17 protein-coding genes and 1 pseudogene are annotated in these 16,256 nt (G+C 68.0%); 11 read left to right on the plus strand and 7 right to left on the minus strand.

Annotated elements, in window-relative coordinates:
• Window positions 1-56: 56 nt before the first annotated feature.
• Genes ABNX41_RS02130 through ABNX41_RS02145 form a run of 4 tightly spaced genes read left to right on the plus strand, consistent with a single transcriptional unit; the run spans window position 57 to window position 3,099 of the window.
• Window positions 57-1,214, plus strand: a complete 1,158-nt coding sequence (locus tag ABNX41_RS02130) for an extracellular solute-binding protein (protein ID WP_438668068.1) — start codon at window positions 57-59, stop codon at window positions 1,212-1,214.
• Window positions 1,178-1,633: an ABC transporter permease gene (locus tag ABNX41_RS02135; RefSeq protein ID WP_438668069.1), complete on the plus strand. Its 456-nt coding sequence runs from the start codon at window positions 1,178-1,180 to the stop codon at window positions 1,631-1,633. The genes ABNX41_RS02130 and ABNX41_RS02135 overlap by 37 nt, the downstream gene beginning before the upstream one ends.
• 4 nt (window positions 1,634-1,637) lie before the next feature.
• Window positions 1,638-2,435: an ABC transporter ATP-binding protein gene (locus ABNX41_RS02140; RefSeq protein WP_438668070.1), complete on the plus strand. Its 798-nt coding sequence runs from the start codon at window positions 1,638-1,640 to the stop codon at window positions 2,433-2,435.
• Entirely contained in the window at window positions 2,389-3,099 is a 711-nt protein-coding gene (locus ABNX41_RS02145; protein WP_438668071.1) for a glycerophosphodiester phosphodiesterase, read from the plus strand. Before ABNX41_RS02140 ends, ABNX41_RS02145 begins: the two co-directional genes overlap by 47 nt.
• On the opposite strand, the gene ABNX41_RS02150 is transcribed toward ABNX41_RS02145, so the two are convergent.
• Together ABNX41_RS02150 and ABNX41_RS02155 are read right to left on the minus strand one after the other, a co-directional pair.
• The gene (locus tag ABNX41_RS02150) at window positions 3,039-3,806 is read right to left on the minus strand and encodes an inositol monophosphatase family protein (RefSeq protein WP_438668072.1); all 768 of its coding nucleotides are present in this window, start codon (window positions 3,804-3,806) and stop codon (window positions 3,039-3,041) included. The two genes, ABNX41_RS02145 and ABNX41_RS02150, sit on opposite strands and share 61 nt — an antisense overlap.
• 260 nt (window positions 3,807-4,066) lie before the next feature.
• Window positions 4,067-4,327, minus strand: a complete 261-nt coding sequence (locus tag ABNX41_RS02155; RefSeq protein ID WP_438668073.1) for a LacI family DNA-binding transcriptional regulator — start codon at window positions 4,325-4,327, stop codon at window positions 4,067-4,069.
• A 789-nt stretch (window positions 4,328-5,116) separates the two neighbouring features.
• Between ABNX41_RS02155 and ABNX41_RS02160 the strand changes: the two are divergent.
• Together ABNX41_RS02160 and ABNX41_RS02165 are read left to right on the plus strand one after the other, a co-directional pair.
• Window positions 5,117-5,230: pseudogene (locus ABNX41_RS02160) on the plus strand (TetR/AcrR family transcriptional regulator); the annotation flags it as partial.
• A 239-nt stretch (window positions 5,231-5,469) separates the two neighbouring features.
• Window positions 5,470-5,865: an FAD-linked oxidase C-terminal domain-containing protein gene (locus ABNX41_RS02165; protein WP_438668240.1), complete on the plus strand. Its 396-nt coding sequence runs from the start codon at window positions 5,470-5,472 to the stop codon at window positions 5,863-5,865.
• 18 nt (window positions 5,866-5,883) lie between these two features.
• On the opposite strand, the gene ABNX41_RS02170 is transcribed toward ABNX41_RS02165, so the two are convergent.
• Entirely contained in the window at window positions 5,884-7,530 is a 1,647-nt protein-coding gene (locus tag ABNX41_RS02170; RefSeq protein WP_438668074.1) for an electron transfer flavoprotein-ubiquinone oxidoreductase, read from the minus strand.
• Between the two features lie 315 nt (window positions 7,531-7,845).
• Between ABNX41_RS02170 and greA the strand changes: the two genes are divergently transcribed.
• Together greA and ABNX41_RS02180 are read left to right on the plus strand one after the other, a co-directional pair.
• Entirely contained in the window at window positions 7,846-8,316 is a 471-nt protein-coding gene (gene greA, locus ABNX41_RS02175) for a transcription elongation factor GreA (RefSeq protein WP_438668075.1), read from the plus strand.
• A 13-nt stretch (window positions 8,317-8,329) separates the two neighbouring features.
• Entirely contained in the window at window positions 8,330-9,346 is a 1,017-nt protein-coding gene (locus ABNX41_RS02180; RefSeq protein ID WP_438668076.1) for a hypothetical protein, read from the plus strand.
• Here the strand turns inward: ABNX41_RS02180 and ABNX41_RS02185 are convergent.
• The 4 genes from ABNX41_RS02185 to ABNX41_RS02200 form a co-directional block, all read right to left on the minus strand.
• Entirely contained in the window at window positions 9,343-9,978 is a 636-nt protein-coding gene (locus ABNX41_RS02185) for a GNAT family N-acetyltransferase (RefSeq protein ID WP_438668077.1), read from the minus strand. The genes ABNX41_RS02180 and ABNX41_RS02185 overlap by 4 nt on opposite strands.
• 78 nt (window positions 9,979-10,056) lie before the next feature.
• Entirely contained in the window at window positions 10,057-10,689 is a 633-nt protein-coding gene (locus ABNX41_RS02190; RefSeq protein ID WP_438668078.1) for a hypothetical protein, read from the minus strand.
• Between the two features lie 23 nt (window positions 10,690-10,712).
• Window positions 10,713-10,862, minus strand: a complete 150-nt coding sequence (locus ABNX41_RS02195; RefSeq protein WP_438668079.1) for an aa3-type cytochrome c oxidase subunit IV — start codon at window positions 10,860-10,862, stop codon at window positions 10,713-10,715.
• A gap of 89 nt (window positions 10,863-10,951) precedes the next feature.
• Entirely contained in the window at window positions 10,952-12,013 is a 1,062-nt protein-coding gene (locus tag ABNX41_RS02200; protein WP_438668080.1) for an MBL fold metallo-hydrolase, read from the minus strand.
• Between the two features lie 153 nt (window positions 12,014-12,166).
• Between ABNX41_RS02200 and leuS the strand changes: the two genes are divergently transcribed.
• From leuS to holA, 3 genes are read left to right on the plus strand one after another with little or no spacing between them, the layout of a single operon-like run.
• Window positions 12,167-14,725 (plus strand): leucine--tRNA ligase, encoded by a 2,559-nt coding sequence (gene leuS, locus ABNX41_RS02205; RefSeq protein WP_438668081.1) that lies wholly within the window; start codon window positions 12,167-12,169, stop codon window positions 14,723-14,725.
• Window positions 14,712-15,203: an LPS assembly lipoprotein LptE gene (gene lptE, locus ABNX41_RS02210; RefSeq protein ID WP_438668082.1), complete on the plus strand. Its 492-nt coding sequence runs from the start codon at window positions 14,712-14,714 to the stop codon at window positions 15,201-15,203. The genes leuS and lptE overlap by 14 nt, the downstream gene beginning before the upstream one ends.
• 6 nt (window positions 15,204-15,209) lie before the next feature.
• Window positions 15,210-16,223 carry a DNA polymerase III subunit delta gene (gene holA / locus ABNX41_RS02215; protein ID WP_438668083.1) on the plus strand — a complete coding sequence of 338 codons (1,014 nt, stop codon included), beginning with the start codon at window positions 15,210-15,212 and terminating at the stop codon, window positions 16,221-16,223.
• The last annotated feature ends 33 nt before the right edge of the window (window positions 16,224-16,256 follow it).

Raw genomic sequence — 16,256 nt, forward strand, 5'->3', positions numbered from 1 at the left:
GTCGCAGCCGCGCGCGAAAAGCGGCCATCGCCGGTCAACCCGAAAGGTCACGACTCATGGATCGTCGCTCCTTTCTTCTTCGCCCGGCCGCGCTTGGCGCCGTCGGCCTTGCACTGCCCCGTGTCGCGCTGGCGCGGGACGGCGTGCTCTACGTCCATTCCAGTTCGGATTCGAACGTCACGGATTTCTGGGCCAATGTGGTCGTGCCCCGCTTCGCTGCGACCGGGCCGGGCGTCACGCTGCGGGTGGTCGATGCCGGGGACAATGCCGGGCTGCGGATCGGCGACCGCGCCCTGGCCGCGCTGGCCTCGGGCGCCGATCCGCGGGCCGAGATGTTCGAGGCCTTCCGCCCCCATGAGCTTGAGGGCACCATCGAGGCCGGGCTTTGGGTCAACATGGCCGAGGCCGGGCTGGAAAACTGGTCGCGCGTCAATCCCGATGCGGTCGAGACGCCCTATTCGCTGCCCTGGCGCGGCAGTCAGGTGCTTCTGGCCTATGACGCCATCCGGCTTTCGCCCGAGGATGCGCCGAAAAGCAGGGAAAAGCTGACCGCCTTGACCAAGGCCAATCCTGGCCAGTTCATCTACAACCGCCCCGACAAGGGCGGTTCGGGCGGGAATTTCGTCCGCCGCGCCATCCATGAGGCCAATGGCCGCGATTCCGACCGTTTCACCGCCGACAATTACACCGAGGCTTTCGGCGCCGAGGCCCTGACCCCGGCCTGGGAGATCCGGCGCGATCTGGCGCCCTCGCTTTACGAAGGCGGCTCCCGTTCGGCGGGCAACACCCAGTCGATCCAGCTTCTGGCCCGGGGCGTGGTGAGCATGACCCCGGTCTGGTCCGACCAGGTGCTGACCGCCATCGCCGAGGGCGTGCTGCCCGAGACCACCGGCCTGGTGCAACTGCAGGATCTGGCGCTTTGCGGCGGGTTCTCGCGCGCGGTGGTCGCGGTGGTGCTGTCGAGCGGCGCGCAGAAAGAGGCGGTGCTGAAGCTTGCCGACTTCCTGCTTTCGGTGAAGCTTTCGCTGACCGTCGCGGTGATTTCGGCGGTGATCTGCCTGCCCGCGGCCCATGCCCTCGCGCGGATGGATTTCCCGGGGCGGAACCTGTTGTTCCTGTCCTTCCTGTCCTTCCTGTCCTTCCTGGCCGGTCATGCCTTTCCGAAATTCGCCTGCTGGTGGCGATCGCCGGGATCTTCCTGGGGCTGGGGCTGATCGCGAACTTCCGGGGTGTGGTGCTGATCCAGTTGGTCGGCACGCTGATGATGATCTGGATCCCCGCCGCCGCCTTTCAGAACGTCGACCGCCGGATGGAAGAGGCCGCGCGGGACGCGGGCGCCGGGCCGCTGCGGGTGTTCTGGTCGGTCTGCCTGCCCCAGGCCGCGCCGACGATCTTCGCCGCCATCCCGCTGACCTTCGTCGGCACCTTCTACGAGACCGAGGGCGCCTGGCTGATCGGCGCGCCGCAGATTCGCACCATGCCGGTCCTGATGATCACCTTCATCAACAACCAGATCGTGGTGCAATATGGCGTCGTGCTTTCGGTCCTGCCGTGGACTGCCAGTTTCTTCGCGCTGATGTTCGCCCGCCGCCTGGTGGGATCGGCCAGCTTCGACCGCGGTTTCGGAGTGTGACCCCATGTCGGATCTGACGCTATCGCCTCTGATCAAGTCCTTCGCCGGGCAGGAGGTGGTGAAATCCGTCTCGCTCGACCTCGCGGATGGCGAGCTGCTTTGCCTTCTCGGCCCGTCGGGCTCGGGGAAATCCACCATCCTGCGCATGATCGGCGGCTTCGAGCGCCCCGATGGCGGCGCGGTGCTGATCGACGGCCAGGACGTGACCCGCCTGCCGCCCGAGCGCCGTCCCACCGGAAGGGTGTTCCAGATCCATGCGCTCTGGTCGCATATGGATGTGGCGGGGAATATCGCCTTCGGGCTGAAGCTGCGCGGGCTGGCGCGGCCGCAGATCCGCGCCAAGGTGGACGAGGTCCTGGCGCTGGTCGGGCTTGAGGGCTTCGGCACTCGCCGGGTCTGGCAGCTTTCGGGCGGCCAGCAACAGCGGGTGGCGTTGGAGCCGAAGATCCTGCTGCTGAACGAGCCTTTCGCAAGCCTCGACCAGCATCTGCGCGACGAATTGCGCAAGATCCAGCATCGCCTGGGCATCACTACCATCTTCGTCACCCATGGCCGGGACGAGGCGCTGGCCCTTTCCGACCGCATCATCGTCCTGCGCGACGGCAGGATCGAACAGTCCGATACGCCCGCGCGGATCTACCGCAATCCGGCGACGCGCTTCGTGGCGGGCTTCATCGGCACGATGAATTTCGTCGCCGCCGAGTTCCGCGACGGGGCGTCGCGCCATCCGCTGTTCCCGCATCGCGCGGGTCGAGGTGGACATTCTGCGCCATGCGGGCGGCGGCTTTGCCATCCTGCATGACGAGATGCTCGACCGCGGCACCACCGGCACCGGCCCGGTGGCGCAGGCCGATGCGGATCTGCTGCGCCGCCTGCGCCGTCGCGACGATGCGGGTCGCGAGACTGCGGTCCGGGTCGCGCTGCTCGAAGACCTTTGCGCCGATCTTGTCGCGGATCCGGCGGCGCCCGGGGGCGGGCATCTGCAGTTCGACCTCAAGAACCGGGCGGCGGAGCTGACCGCGGCGGATCTGGCCGCCTTTGTCCGCGCGGTCGCGCCCATTGCCGGGCGGATGGTGCTTTCGGGCGGGGATGCGCGGGCGGTCGGGCGGCTGGCCGAGGCCCTGCCGGGGCTGGCGACCGGCCACGACCCCTGTCTCGCGGCCGCCCTCGACACCCTGCGCGAAAGCCGCGATTCCAAGGGGTCGGCGCCGGTGCCCTGGCCGATGCCGGAGCGCGCGCGGGTGATCTATCTTGACCGCGCGCTGGTCTTCTTCGCCGAGGATTGCGGCTTCGACCTGATCGCGGGTTTTCAGGCCGAGGGGCGCGTGGTCGATGTCTGGACCCTGCCGGGGGCCCAGGGCGAAAGCCTTGCGCAATTGCACCGGCTGATGGCGCTTGGTGCCGATCATGTAACGGCGGACGATCCGCTGGGGCTGTGGACGGCCTGCCGCGGCGCGAAGCCCTGAAGCAGCCAGCCGTGCAGCCCGGGCCGGGCCACCAGCACCGCGACCGGCCCATCCACCGGTCCGCCCGATGGCGGATCGAGCAGCGGCCTGCCCGCGAAATCGGTGGCGATCCCGCCCGCCTTGTGCAGGACCAGCGCCGAGGCGCCGTAATCGTGCAGCGAGAGCCGGTCCTCGAAAAAGCCGTCCAGCCGACCCGCCGCCACCCATGCGATGGAAAGCGCCGCTGATCCCAGCCGCCGCACCCCGGCCGCATTGTCGATCAGGCGGCGAAGCGCGCGGTGATAATCCTCGACCGGGACCGAGCTGACCTGGCCCGGCACCGGCAGGCCCGCGCCGAACACCGCATTGACCATGTCGCGGGCGGCGTCGATGCGCAGGGGGCTGCCGTTCAGCGTGGCGTCCCGACCGGATTCCGCAGCGAAGGTTTCGTCCAGCATCGGGTCGTGGACCACGTCCGCGACCATCTCTTCGCCCTCGACCAGCGCGATGATCACAGCGAAATGCGGGATCCCCCAGATGAAATTCGTGGTGCCGTCGATCGGGTCGATGATGAAGCGCCCGCCGCCGGGGCGGCCCACGCGGTCCGAGGCGGCCTCTTCGCCTGCGATGGCGTGATCGGGAAATTCCCGCGCCAGATGTCCGGCGGCCAGGCGCTCGACGGCGACGTCGATCTCGCTTTGATAATCGCGGGCGGGCTTCTCGACCACTTCCTCGATGCCGCGTCGGCGCAGACCGGTGTGGGCCCGCGCCGCCCGCGCGCGGCCCGGATCATGGCGGCAAGGCGCGGCGAGGGGGTGGGCGAGGGGGTCATCGGCTGTCCTTCCGTTTCAGGGTGCTGGCGCGCCGGACCAGGGTGACGGGAGAGATCTCGCAGCTTGCCGGGCTTTCGGGCTGGTCGAGCCGCAGGCACAGCGCGCGCACCGCCATCGCCGCCAGATCCGGCACGCTCTGGCGGATGGTGGTCAGGTCATAGGCGGGCCAGCCGCTCGATCAGCGTCGAGCGCAGCGAATGCTCCAGATCCGAGGCCACCAGTCCGACGATCCGGGTGCGCTGGTCCTTCAGCCCGCGCGCAACCATGTTGACCCGGTAGCTCAGCGTGCTGGCGGCGGCGATCACCCGCGCCCGCGTCTCGGGCGCGATCGAGACGCCTTCGGTAAAGCTGCGCGACACCGCCGAGCTGAAAACCCCCGCAAGGCGCGCGACCTCAAGTGATGTGATCCTGCCCATATCTGTCCTGGCCGTGGTTGCGGCCGCAGTCTTCGTGCCTGCCGGGTTCAAATAGCGGGGGAAACAAGAAGCTTTCTTGGCGGCGGGTCGGACGCGCCCGGCTTTTCCCCGCCGGGGGATCAGTCCCCGCGAAACGCCACCTCTCGCCCGCGCCGTGATGGACCACGGTCGGCACGATCCGGGACATGGAAGGTCAGGGGCGGCAGCATCGGGATTGTGGTCACCGGGCCCGGCCCGGCAAATCCCCGGTCAGCGGCTCCGGCCGGGCAATGGCGCGGGTTCCGAGAGGCGAAGACGACCAGTATCCGCTCGGCCGACAGGACGGGAGGTGCCATCCTGCCAGATGCCCTGGAGCGGTGCGACGTTCAGTCCCGGCCCGATCCTGAACAGAAGCGCCGCCGCTCCGGCCCAGACGGTGATGTTGAGCCATGTCCAGCACCAGGCGTTTTCGACAGCCGAGACCTCGCAATTCGTCACCGGCCGGGGCCGCTGTTTCCCGAGCAAGCCGCGCGGGTCTGTGCGATGCTTCTCTGCGGCGGATCGATCGCGCCGGCGGGGGTGACGGGGGGCACCTTCAACCGTATCGCGGCGGGGCTGCGGGTGGCGCGGGAAAACTGGTTTGACAGGCGGCGGCGCCTGGTGCTGATCCCAACAAGGGCGGTGGCGCGAGAGACTCGGGCGCCGCCGGGCCATGGGGTGGCGAGACGGCGGCGAAGGGGCGCGATGACCGAGGCGAGCGGACGGCGAATGCACAATGCGGGCATGCGCGACGGACTCATGCTGGCGACGATGGAGGCCGTCGGCCAGCACGGCTATGCCGGGGCCACCATCGCGCGGATCACCGAGCTTGCCGGGGTCGCGCAGAGTACCTTCTATCTGTATTTCCCCTCGCGCCAGGCGCTTTTCGACGAGCTTCCGCCCTTCATGGCCAATCGCGCGGCGGACCACCTGCGCCACGAAACCCTGCGCGAACGCAACTTCTTCACGCGCGAAGGCCATGCCTTCCGCAGCGTCTTCGCCTATCTGACCGAAAACTCCTGGCTCTACCGTGTGCTGGGCGAGGCCGAACGCCGGGCGCCTTCGAGGCCTGGTTCGCCCGGCCCATGCCAGCTTCCGCCCCGGGCCCCCACCGGAGATCCGACATGGCGAGCCTGCCCTCTGAAACCTCTGCCGCGCTGCAGGCGCTTCTGGGCGACAGATTCTCCCCCCGGCAGACCGATCACGACCACCATGCCGGAAACGAAACGCACCACGCGCCGCAGCAGGCCGTGGTCTGGGCCCCTGACCACCGAGGAGGTGGCCGAGGTGGCGCGGATCTGCATCGCGGACAAGGTGCAGGCCGAAGTGGCCGCGATCAATGCCGCCTGGTGGAAAAGGCGCTGTCGGTCGAGGGCACCTGCGCCGGACAGCATGGCGTCGGCCTCGGCAAGCGCAAGTATCTTGTCGCCAAACATGGCCCGGCGCTGGCGGTGATGCGGCGGATCAAATCCGCGCTCGACCCCGAGGATCTGTTCAACCCGGGCAGGATCCTGCCCTGAGTTCGCGGCGGGACTGGCCTACATATTTGGATAGTTGGGCCCGCCGCCGCCCATAGGCGTTGTCCAGTTGATGTTCTGTGTGGGGTCCTTGATGTCGCAGGTCTTGCAATGGACGCAGTTCTGGAAGTTGATCCTGAACTCGGCCGTCGCGCCCTCGCCCAGGACCTCATAGACGCCCGCCGGGCAATAGCGTTGCGCCGGTTCGTCATATTCGGGCAGGTTCACCGCGATCGGGATCGAGGGATCTTTCAGCTTCAGATGCGCGGGCTGGTGCTCGTCGTGGTTGGTGAAGCTGTAGGCCACGTTGGTCAGCCGGTCGAAGCTGAGCACGCCATCCGGGCGGGGATAGTCGATCTTCTTGAAATCCTTGGCCTTGCCGGTTGCTGCGGCATCGGATTTTCCGTGTTTGAGCGTGCCGAGGAAGGAAAAGCCGAAGGTGTTGGTCCACAGGTCCATCCCCCCCAGCACCAGGCTGGCGGTCAGGCCCCATTTCGACCAGATCGGCTTCATGTTGCGCACCCGCTTCAGGTCCTTGCCCACCGGACCCGAGCGCAGCGTGGTCTCGTAATCGGTCAACTCGTCGCCCGCGCGCCCTGCGGCGATGGCGGCATGGGCGGCCTCGGCGGCGGCCTTGCCCGACAGCATCGCATTATGGTTGCCCTTGATGCGCGGCACGTTCACCAGCCCCGCCGAACAGCCCAGCAGCACGCCGCCGGGGAAGGTCAGTTTCGGGATCGACTGCCAGCCGCCCTCGGAGATCGCCCGCGCGCCATAGGCCACGCGCTTGCCACCCTTCAGCAGTTCGGCCACCATCGGGTGATGCTTGAAGCGCTGGAACTCCATATAGGGATAAAGATGGGGGTTGCGGTAGTTCAGGTGAACGACGAATCCGATATAGACCTGATTGTTTTCAAGGTGGTAGATGAAGGAGCCGCCACCCGCATTGCCCCCCAGCGGCCAGCCCATCGTATGGGTCACGCTTCCTTCGCGGTGCTTGGCGGGGTCGATCTCCCAGATCTCTTTCATGCCCAGGCCGAATTTCTGCGGGCAATGGCCTGCGGACAAGTCGTATTTCGCGATCACCTCCTTGGCGAGGCTGCCGCGCACGCCTTCCGACAGGAAGACGTATTTGCCCAGAAGCTCCATCCCCGGCTCGTAATCCGGGCCCGGGGCGCCGGTCTCGGGGTCGAGCCCGAATTCCCCGGCGACGACACCGGCCACGCGGTCGCCCTCATAGACCAGCGCCGAACAGGCCATGCCGGGAAAGATCTCGACCCCCAGCCCCTCGGCGATCTCGGCCATCCAGCGGCAGACATTGGCCATCGAGACGATGAAATTGCCGTGGTTGTTCATCAGCGGCGGCATCGGGAAATTCGGCACCCGGATCCTGCCCGCCGGGCCGAGGATGTAGAAATTGTCCTCGACCACCGGCACCTTGACCGGGCTTTCCATCTCGCGCCAGCCGGGCAGAAGCGCGTCCAACCCCGAAGGGTCCAGCACCGCACCCGAAAGGATATGGGCGCCGACCTCCGAGCCCTTTTCCAGCACCACCACGCTCAGTTCCGGGTCGAGCTGCTTCAGCCGGATCGCCGCCGACAGGCCCGAAGGCCCCGCCCCGACGATCACAACGTCATATTCCATCGACTCCCGGTCGGTCTCGGTCATGGCGGTCCTCTCTCGTGTCCTTGGCGGCGGCGCTGGCCACCTGGGCTGGGGCACCAAGTGCTTGCCCGATGGTCGGGGCGAGGTCAACCATGACGCAACATCATCGTCGGCCCATGCCGAATCGCAGCAATTTTCTTGCCAGTTTCTCAGGCCCGCGGCGGGTAACCGTCGCCAGGGCGGCGGCGGCCCCCCCGCGATCCCGAGGCCCCTTGCTTTTTTCCTGCCGTTGGGGTGAGGTTGGCCGTGATGGAGGCATGAAGTCATGGGGCCGGATGCGGACCCGTGGCTTCTTATTTTGAGTGATCGGCAAGACCCATGGACAAGATCCCGATGACCCGGGGCGGCTACGACCGGCTGGACGCGGAACTGAAGCAGTTGAAGATGGAGGAGCGGCCCGCGATCATCCATGAGATTGCCGAGGCCCGCGCGCTTGGCGATCTGTCGGAAAATGCCGAATATCACGCCGCGCGCGAAAAACAGGGTTTCATAGAAGGCCGCATCAAGGAGCTTGAGGGCATCCTGTCCCTGTCCGAGGTGATCGACACCGCCAAGCTTTCGGGCGCGGTCAAGTTCGGCGCCACCGTCACCCTGGTCGACGAGGACAGCGACGAGGAAAAGACCTACCAGATCGTGGGCGAGGTCGAGGCCAATATCGAGGCGGGCCTGCTGAACATGCGCTCTCCGCTGGCGCGCGCGCTGATCGGCAAGGAAGAGGGCGACAGCGTCGAGGTCGCCACCCCCGGCGGTCGGCGCAGCTATGAGATCCTCGCGGTCCGCTATCTCTGAAAGGGCCGAAGCCATGCCGCGCCCGCCGGAACACCAGCCTGCGACCGGACCGGCGAAAGTCGGCTCGGTCGGGCGCGTGACAGAGATCGTCGCCGCGCTGCTCAGCGTGGTCTGGCTGGTGTCGGTGCTGTCCTATATCATGGCCTCGCCCCCCGGGGACGATATCCAGACCCTGGGGCTGGTGATGACGCTTCTGATCGTCTTCCTGCCGCTGGTCCTGATCTGGGCGGCGGTGATCACGCTGCGCTCGGTGCGCGAATTGCGGGCCGAGGCGGCGCGGCTTCAGGCAACGGTGGATGCGATGCGGGCGTCCTATGTCCAGGCTTCGGCGCAGATGCAATCCGTGCAGATCGCGCCTTCGATGGAACGGAAGATCGACGAGATCGCCGAGGTGACGAAACAGGCCGGGACGGTGCTGGCGACCTTCACCTCGCGCCGCGATTCGGTGCTTTCGGTGCCCTCGGCCGACCGCAAGGCGGCGCTGGCGCCGCCGCGCCCCGATCCGGGGGCGGAACAGCCGGGCCTTGCGCTTGGCACCCCGGCCGAGGCCCTGCGCCCGCCGCTGTCGGTCGCCGATTTCATCCGCGCGCTGCAATTTCCCGAAAGCCCCGAGGACAAGGAAGGCTTCCGCGCCCTGCGCCTGGCGCTTGAGGATCGTGATGTGGCGCGGCTGATCCGGGCGGCGCAGGATGTGCTGACCCTGCTGAGCCAGGAGGGCATCTACATGGACGACCTTCGCCCCGAGATGGCCCGGCCCGAGCCCTGGCGCCAGTTCGCCGCAGGCGAGCGCGGGCGCGCCATCGCCCCGGTCGGCGCGATCCGCGATCGTTCGTCCCTGGCGCTGACGGCGGCCCGGATGCGCGAGGATACGATCTTCCGCGACGCGGCGCACCATTTCCTGCGCACCTTCGACCGGGTGTTCCAGGCCTTCGAGCGCAACGCCTCGGACGCCGAGCTGGTGGCGCTGGCCGATACCCGCACGGCCCGGGCCTTCATGCTGTTCGGCCGGGTGACGGGCGTCTTCGATTAGCTTTCGAGGCCCTGCAGCGGCCGGACCATCACCGTCGCCGAGGCGAAGCCGAAGATCCAGCCGAGCGCGCCCAGCTTTTCGATGCGAATGGCGGTGAAGCCCTTGCGTTCGTAGAGCGCGCGGGCGCGGCTGTTGCGGTCGATCACCTCCAGCCGGATCTCGTCATAGCCGCGCCCGCGTGCCTCGTCGCATAGCGCGTCGAGAAGGGCGGTGCCGACCCCGTGCCCCCGATGGCTTTCGGCCACCGCGATGCCGTCGACCAGGAAACGGCGGTTGTCGACCTCGCGCGACAGAAGCCACAGCACCGCCAGGCGCCAGGCCGCGCCGATCGGGCCATAGACCGCGCGCATATCCGCCGCGCGGCCCCCGGCGAAGCTGCCTTCGGGGGATTTGAACCCGGCGATTCCCACAAGCCGCCCCCTGTCGTCCTGAAAGGCGAAGCAGTGGTCCGGGCGAAGGACGCGTTGCAGGAGTGCGAGGGCGCGCGGCTCGGGGCCGAGCACGACGCCCAGCTTGTCGCCGAAGGCGTCCCAGTAAAGCCGGGCCGCGGCGGCGCGCTGGCCTTCGTCGAAGCCCCGGCGCAGGCCGGGGCCTCGAAGGGCGGTCGTTTCTGAAGGGACCGGATCCTGCACGGTTTTCGGATGCCTCCCCGCCCACCGGCGATCCGGGTCACGCGATCCGGGGCCTTTCCCGATTCGGTCGGCCCCGATTCAGTTGACGCGGTTGCCCTGCCTGTCGACCAGGACCACGCTATGCCCGCCCACGCCGGGATTGTCGTTTTCCTCGGTGAAGATCTGTTCCGTCACGCCGGGGATCGTGGCGAAATCCGCCCGCAGGCGCTTGGGGAACATCGTGGTCGAGATCGCCTCGAATCCCGGCACGCCCGACAGGATGTTCGAGATCGAATTGGCGCAATAGGCCTTGGGCACGGCGCCGTAATCCATCGCCAGCCGCATCACCGTCTCGGCGATTTCCGGCGTCACGATCAGGGTCTGCTCGACGACATGGAACTTCTCGGCCTCGGTGTCGCGGGCGTGATAGTCGCGGTAGAAATACAGCACCTGGTCGGTGATGCCGTAATGCAGGTCGTTGCGTTCGGGCACGTCGGGGTGCTTCCAGGAGCCCGCCGGATCGAACAGCACCCGTTGCGAGGCGTTGATCAAAAGCCCCGAATGCGCGCCTGCGCCGCTGCGGTCGTTGATCACCGTGATCAGCGAGATCGAGGGCGGCGGCCCGGCGACGTAGCGGGCCGCGGCGACCCGTTCGTCGGGGGCCCAGACCCGCTCGGCCCCGCAGGCGGACAGGAAAAGCGCCGCAAGGCAGGCGATCAGGATACGCAGCATGTCAGGGTCCGCCCGTCGGTCTCTCAGGCGTTCGCCAGAGCAAGGATGACCAGCACGACAAAGATCAGGACCGTGGTCCAGGTCGTGAACTTGATGAAACCCGCGAAGGTCTTTTCATGTTCGCGGATGTCCATCGAACCATGCTTGTGTTCGCCCTGGGCGTGGTCGGCCATGTGCTGTTTCCCGTTTCCTGCGTTCTTCTCGCCTGTTACCCGATTCAGCCTGCGCTGTCACGCGCGCGCTGCGCTCTGACAAGCAGGAATTAGGGGCCGCGCAGGAATTGTTCCGCCGCGCCGCCGTCCTGCGCCGCCTGCCAGAGCCAGGCCCCCTCCGGGCCCATGTGGCGCCGGGCCTCGCCTCGCCGCATCAGGTGGTTCAGATGCGCCACCGCCTCGACCAGGGCGAGCCCCTCTTCGGCGGGGCCGATCTCGCGGCGGAAGAGCGCGGGGAAACAGCCATGGGCGCTGCGCGGGGTGGCGATCCATGCGCGCAGCCGCTCAAGCGCGGCATGGTGGTTCGATGCCATCTGCGCCAGCCGGAAGGGCAGGCCGGTGAAGGGCAGCTTGTGGCCGGGAAGCACAAGCTGTCCGGGTCGGGCGTGCTGCGCCAGCCGGGCGCAGCTTTCCAGCCATTCGGCCAGGGGATCGGCCTCCGGCTCGGTCGGATAGACGCCGATATTGGCCGAGATGCCGGGCAGAAGCTGGTCCCCGCCCAGGACGATCTCCTCGCTCCAGAAGGTGGCATGGGCGGGGGCATGGCCGTGGCCGATGCGGATCTGCCAGTCGCGCCCGCCGATCCGCATCCGGTCGCCTTCGCGGATGCGGGTGAAACCGGCGGGCAGGGGATGGACGCAATCGGCGAAATTGAACGGGCGCTCGGCGGCCCGGGCCGCAAGCCGCTCGGGCGGCAGGCCTGCCTCGCGCCAGAAGCGCAGGGACTCGGGCGTGGGGCGGTCCTGCATGTCCAGCGTCAGCATCCGCGCGGTCAGCCAGGCGGTGCGGGTCATCACCAGTTCGGCGCCCCGGGCCTGGAACCAGCCCGCCATGCCGATATGGTCGGGGTGATGGTGGGTGCCGATGAAGCGACGCACCGGGCGCCCGCCAAGCGGCCCGGCCAAAAGCCGTTCCCACAATGCGGCGCTGCGGCCCGAATGGAAGCCGCCGTCGACCAGCGTCCAGCCGTCGTCCTCCTCCAGCGCATAGACATTGACGTGGTCGAGCGCCATCGGCAGCGGTAGGCGCAGCCACAGGATGCCGGAGGCGACCTCTGTGGCGGTGCCTTCGGGCGGGGGGTCCGGGAAGGGAAACAGGATCTGTTCGGCCATGGATCAGGGGCATGCGCCATGATGCGGCCCGGCGCAAGGGTCGGATGGGGCCGGATGGCGCGGGCTGCCGGGCGCGGACCCGGCGCGCGGCGCTTTACCTCGGGCGCGCGGGGGGGTAATTCCGGCGGGCTGGATAGCAGGAGACCGCCCGAAATGTCGCGCTATGAACCCTCGGTGATCGAACCCCGCTGGCAGGAGGCCTGGGACAAGGCGGGCGTCTTCGCCGCACGGCACGACCCCGAGCGGCCGAAATATTACGTCCTTGAGATGTTCCCCTATCCTTCGGGGCGCATCCACATGGGCCATGTGCGCAACTATACGATGGGCGATGTGGTCGCGCGCTACAAATCCTCTTGCGGGTTTTCGGTGCTGCATCCGATGGGCTGGGACGCGTTCGGCATGCCCGCCGAGAATGCCGCGATGGAGCGCGGCGGCCATCCGCGCGACTGGACCTACGGCAATATCGCCGACATGAAGGCGCAGATGAGGCCCCTGGGCCTGTCGATCGACTGGAGCCGCGAATTCGCCACCTGCGACCCTGAATATTACGGCCAGCAGCAGGCGATGTTCCTGGACATGCTGGCGGCGGGCCTGGTCTATCGCAAGAATGCGGTGGTGAACTGGGATCCGGTCGATATGACCGTGCTCGCCAACGAGCAGGTGATCGACGGCAAGGGCTGGCGCTCAGGCGCGGCAGTGGAGCGGCGCGAGCTGACGCAATGGTTCTTCAAGATCTCGGATTACGCCGAGGATCTGCTCGACGCGCTCGACCGGCTGAAGGACTGGCCCGAGAAGGTGCGCCTGATGCAGGCCAACTGGATCGGCAGGTCGCAGGGGCTGCAATTCGCCTTCGAGACCGTCAACGCCCCGGCGGGGTTCGAGCGGATCGAGGTCTATACCACCCGCCCCGACACGCTTCTGGGCGCGAGCTTCGCCGCCATCGCCGCCGATCATCCGCTGGCGAAGGCGCTTGAAGCTGGTGATCCGAAGATCGCAGCCTTCGTCGCCGAATGTCGCAAGGGCGGCACCACCGCCGAAGAGCTGGAGACCGCCGAGAAGGTCGGGATCGACACCGGCCTGCGGGTGCGTCACCCGCTGGACCCGGAGGTCGAACTGCCGGTCTGGATCGCCAATTTCATCCTGATGGATTACGGCACCGGCGCGATCTTCGGCTGCCCGGCCCATGACGCCCGCGATTTCGAATTCGCCACCAAATACGGCCTGGCCATCCCGCCGGTCTTCGTCGCCGAAGGCGCCGAAGAGGCCGCGCTGGACGCGCCCTTCGTGCCCGCCAGGACCGAAACCGTCCGCTATCTCCGCAATGCCGCCGGGGCCGAGGTCAAGACCGGGGAGCAGGCGATCCTGGACGCCATCGCGCTGGCCGAGGAAAAGGGCTTCGGCCAAGGCGTGACCAAGTTCCGCCTGCGCGACTGGGGCATCTCGCGCCAGCGCTATTGGGGTTGTCCGATCCCGGTCGTCCATTGCGCCGATTGCGGCGTGGTGCCGGAAAGGAAGCAGAACCTCCCGGTCGAGCTGCCCTATGACGTCAGCTTCGACCGGCCGGGCAATCCGCTGGACCGGCACCCGACCTGGGCCGCGACCACCTGCCCGGCCTGCGGCAAGCCCGCGCGGCGCGAAACCGACACGATGGATACCTTCGTCGATTCGTCCTGGTATTTCACCCGCTTCACCGCGCCGCGCGCGACGACGCCGACGGTGGCCGACGAAACCGGCTACTGGATGAATGTCGACCAGTATATCGGCGGGATCGAACATGCGATCCTGCACCTGCTTTATTCGCGCTTCTTCGCCCGGGCCATGTATGCGACCGGCCACCTGCCCGCCAAGGCGGTAGAGCCGTTCGACGCGCTTTTCACCCAGGGCATGGTCACGCATGAGATCTACCAGACCCGCGACGACCGGGGCCGCCCGGTCTATCACCTGCCCGAGGACGTGATCCGCCAGGACAGCGGCGCCACGCTGAAGGACGGCACGCCGGTCGAGGTGATTCCCTCGGCCAAGATGTCGAAATCGAAGAAGAACGTCGTCGATCCGATGGATATCATCGCGCGCTTCGGCGCCGATACCGCGCGCTGGTTCGTGATGTCCGACAGCCCGCCCGAGCGGGACGTGGAATGGACCGCCTCGGGCGCCGAGGCCACGTTCAAGCATCTGTCGCGGGTCTGGGCGCTGTCGGTGCGCGTGGGCGCGATGCCCGAAGATCATCAGGGCTTGGGAGACGACGACCTGCGCCGTGCCACCGCCCGCGCGATCGACGAGGTCACCCGGGGGATCGAGGGTTTCGCCTTCAACAAGGCCATCGCCGCGCTTTACGGCTTCACCAACACGATCTCGAAGGCCGATGGCTCGGCCCCGGTGATGCGCGAGGCCTTGCGCGTGCTTGCCCGGCTGATGGGGCCGATGACCCCGCATCTGGCCGAGGCGATCTGGCAGGCCCAGGGCGGCGAGGGGCTTTGCGCCACCGCCGCCTGGCCGAAGGCCGATCCCGCGCTTCTGGTCGACGACAGCGTGACGCTGCCGATCCAGATCAACGGCAAGCGGCGCGCCGAGATCACCGTGGCCAAGGATCTGCCGAAGGATCAGGTTGAAAAACTGGCGCTGGCGAACGAGGATGTGGTCAGGTTCCTTGCCGGTCAGCCGGTGAAGAAGATCATCGTCGTGCCGGGACGGATCATCAATGTGGTTGCCTGATCGCCGCTTCTTGCTGCTGATGCCGCTGGCTGCGGCGGCCTGCGGCTTTTCCCCGGCCTATGCGCCGGGAGGGGCGGCGGCCTCTTTGATGGGCCGGGTCCGCGCCGCCGATCCGACCACCAAGGACGCGTTCGATTTCGTCGAGCGTATCGAGGAACGGCTGGGGCGGCCCGAGGACCACCGCTACGATCTGACCTATCGCATCGCGACCGAGCGGGTGGGCGTCGGCATCACCGCCGACAACCGGATCACCCGCCAGAACCTGCGCGGCAGCGTCGAATACGTCCTGACCCGCGCCGGTTCGGGCGAGCGGATCACTGAAGGCTCGGTCCGCAGCTTCACCGCCTATTCGGCGATCGGATCGACCGTGGCCGGGCTTTCGGCCGAGGAGGACGCCGCCCACCGGCTGATGCGGATCCTTGCCGACGAGATCGTGACCCGGCTGATCGCCGATCTGGCCAATCTCGATGCGGGCTGAAGCGCCATGCTGATGCGCGGCGCCGAGGCGGCGCGCTATCTGGCGCGGCCCGATCCTGCACGCCCGGGCCTTCTGATCTTCGGCACCGATCCGATGCGGGTCGCGATGAGGCGGCAAGAGGCGGTGGCCGCGCTGATCGGCCCCTCGGGCGAGGAAGAGATGCGGCTGTCGCGCATCCCGGCGGCGGAATTGCGCAAGCAGCCCTCGCTGCTGTCGGATGCGGTGCGCGAGATCGGCTTCTTTCCCGGCCAGCGGGTGGCCTTTCTTGAGGATGCGACCGATGGGCTGACCGAGACTGTCGCCGCCGCCCTGAAGGAGTGGCGGGCGGGGGATGCGGTGATCCTGGTCACGGCGGGCGCGCTTCAGGGCAAATCCGCGCTCAAGACCCTGTTCGAGAAACATCCCGCGGCGGTCTCGGTCGGGCTTTACGACGACCCGCCCACGCGCGAGGAGATCGAGGCCGAGCTGCGCCGCGCCGGGCTGGAGCGGATCGCGCCCGAGGCGATGGCGGATCTGACCGTGCTGTCCAAGGCGCTGGATCCCGGCGATTTCCGCCAGACGCTGGAGCGGATCGGGCTTTACAAATGGGGCGATTCCACGCCGCTGTCGCCCGCCGAGGTGGCCGCGCTCGCCCCGGCGACGATCGAGGCCGAACTCGACGATCTGCTCCATGCCGTGGCCGAGCGCGATTCGCGCCGGATCGGGCCCCTGGTGCGGCGGCTCGACGGGCAGGGGGTCCTGCCGGTCACGCTCTGTATCCAGGCGCTGCGGCATTTCCGGGCGCTTCAGGTCGCGGCCTCGGATCCGGGCGGGGTGCAAGCCGGTCTGATGAAGGCGCGGGTCTTCGGGCCAAGGCGCGACCGGATGCAGCGCCAGGTGCAGGGCTGGGGCATGCGGGGCCTGGAGGGGGCGGTTGCGCAACTGGTCGAGACCGACCTCGGCCTGCGTTCGTCCACCAAAGCGCCGGGTATGGCGGTGATGGAGCGCGCGCTGATCCGCATCGCCATGACGCGGCGCTGACGGTCCTGCGCCTGTCGGCCGCGTGCGGCCGAC

It is taken from the genome of Pseudogemmobacter sonorensis (genome assembly GCF_042762395.1).
Classification (GTDB): domain Bacteria; phylum Pseudomonadota; class Alphaproteobacteria; order Rhodobacterales; family Rhodobacteraceae; genus Pseudogemmobacter; species Pseudogemmobacter sonorensis.

What these genes read in the sequence shown, in the direction of transcription:
- ABNX41_RS02130 (WP_438668068.1), top strand. Translation starts at nt 57, where the DNA reads ATGGATCGTCGCTCCTTTCTTCTTCGCCCGGCCGCGCTTGGCGCCGTC.
- ABNX41_RS02140 (WP_438668070.1), top strand. Translation starts at nt 1,638, where the DNA reads ATGTCGGATCTGACGCTATCGCCTCTGATCAAGTCCTTCGCCGGGCAG.
- ABNX41_RS02170 (WP_438668074.1), bottom strand. Translation starts at nt 7,530, where the DNA reads ATGACCGAGACCGACCGGGAGTCGATGGAATATGACGTTGTGATCGTC.
- ABNX41_RS02165 (WP_438668240.1), top strand. Translation starts at nt 5,470, where the DNA reads ATGGCGAGCCTGCCCTCTGAAACCTCTGCCGCGCTGCAGGCGCTTCTG.
- ABNX41_RS02155 (WP_438668073.1), bottom strand. Translation starts at nt 4,327, where the DNA reads ATGGGCAGGATCACATCACTTGAGGTCGCGCGCCTTGCGGGGGTTTTC.
- ABNX41_RS02190 (WP_438668078.1), bottom strand. Translation starts at nt 10,689, where the DNA reads ATGCTGCGTATCCTGATCGCCTGCCTTGCGGCGCTTTTCCTGTCCGCC.
- holA (WP_438668083.1), top strand. Translation starts at nt 15,210, where the DNA reads ATGCTGATGCGCGGCGCCGAGGCGGCGCGCTATCTGGCGCGGCCCGAT.
- leuS (WP_438668081.1), top strand. Translation starts at nt 12,167, where the DNA reads ATGTCGCGCTATGAACCCTCGGTGATCGAACCCCGCTGGCAGGAGGCC.
- ABNX41_RS02180 (WP_438668076.1), top strand. Translation starts at nt 8,330, where the DNA reads ATGCCGCGCCCGCCGGAACACCAGCCTGCGACCGGACCGGCGAAAGTC.
- greA (WP_438668075.1), top strand. Translation starts at nt 7,846, where the DNA reads ATGGACAAGATCCCGATGACCCGGGGCGGCTACGACCGGCTGGACGCG.
- ABNX41_RS02195 (WP_438668079.1), bottom strand. Translation starts at nt 10,862, where the DNA reads ATGGCCGACCACGCCCAGGGCGAACACAAGCATGGTTCGATGGACATC.
- lptE (WP_438668082.1), top strand. Translation starts at nt 14,712, where the DNA reads ATGTGGTTGCCTGATCGCCGCTTCTTGCTGCTGATGCCGCTGGCTGCG.
- ABNX41_RS02200 (WP_438668080.1), bottom strand. Translation starts at nt 12,013, where the DNA reads ATGGCCGAACAGATCCTGTTTCCCTTCCCGGACCCCCCGCCCGAAGGC.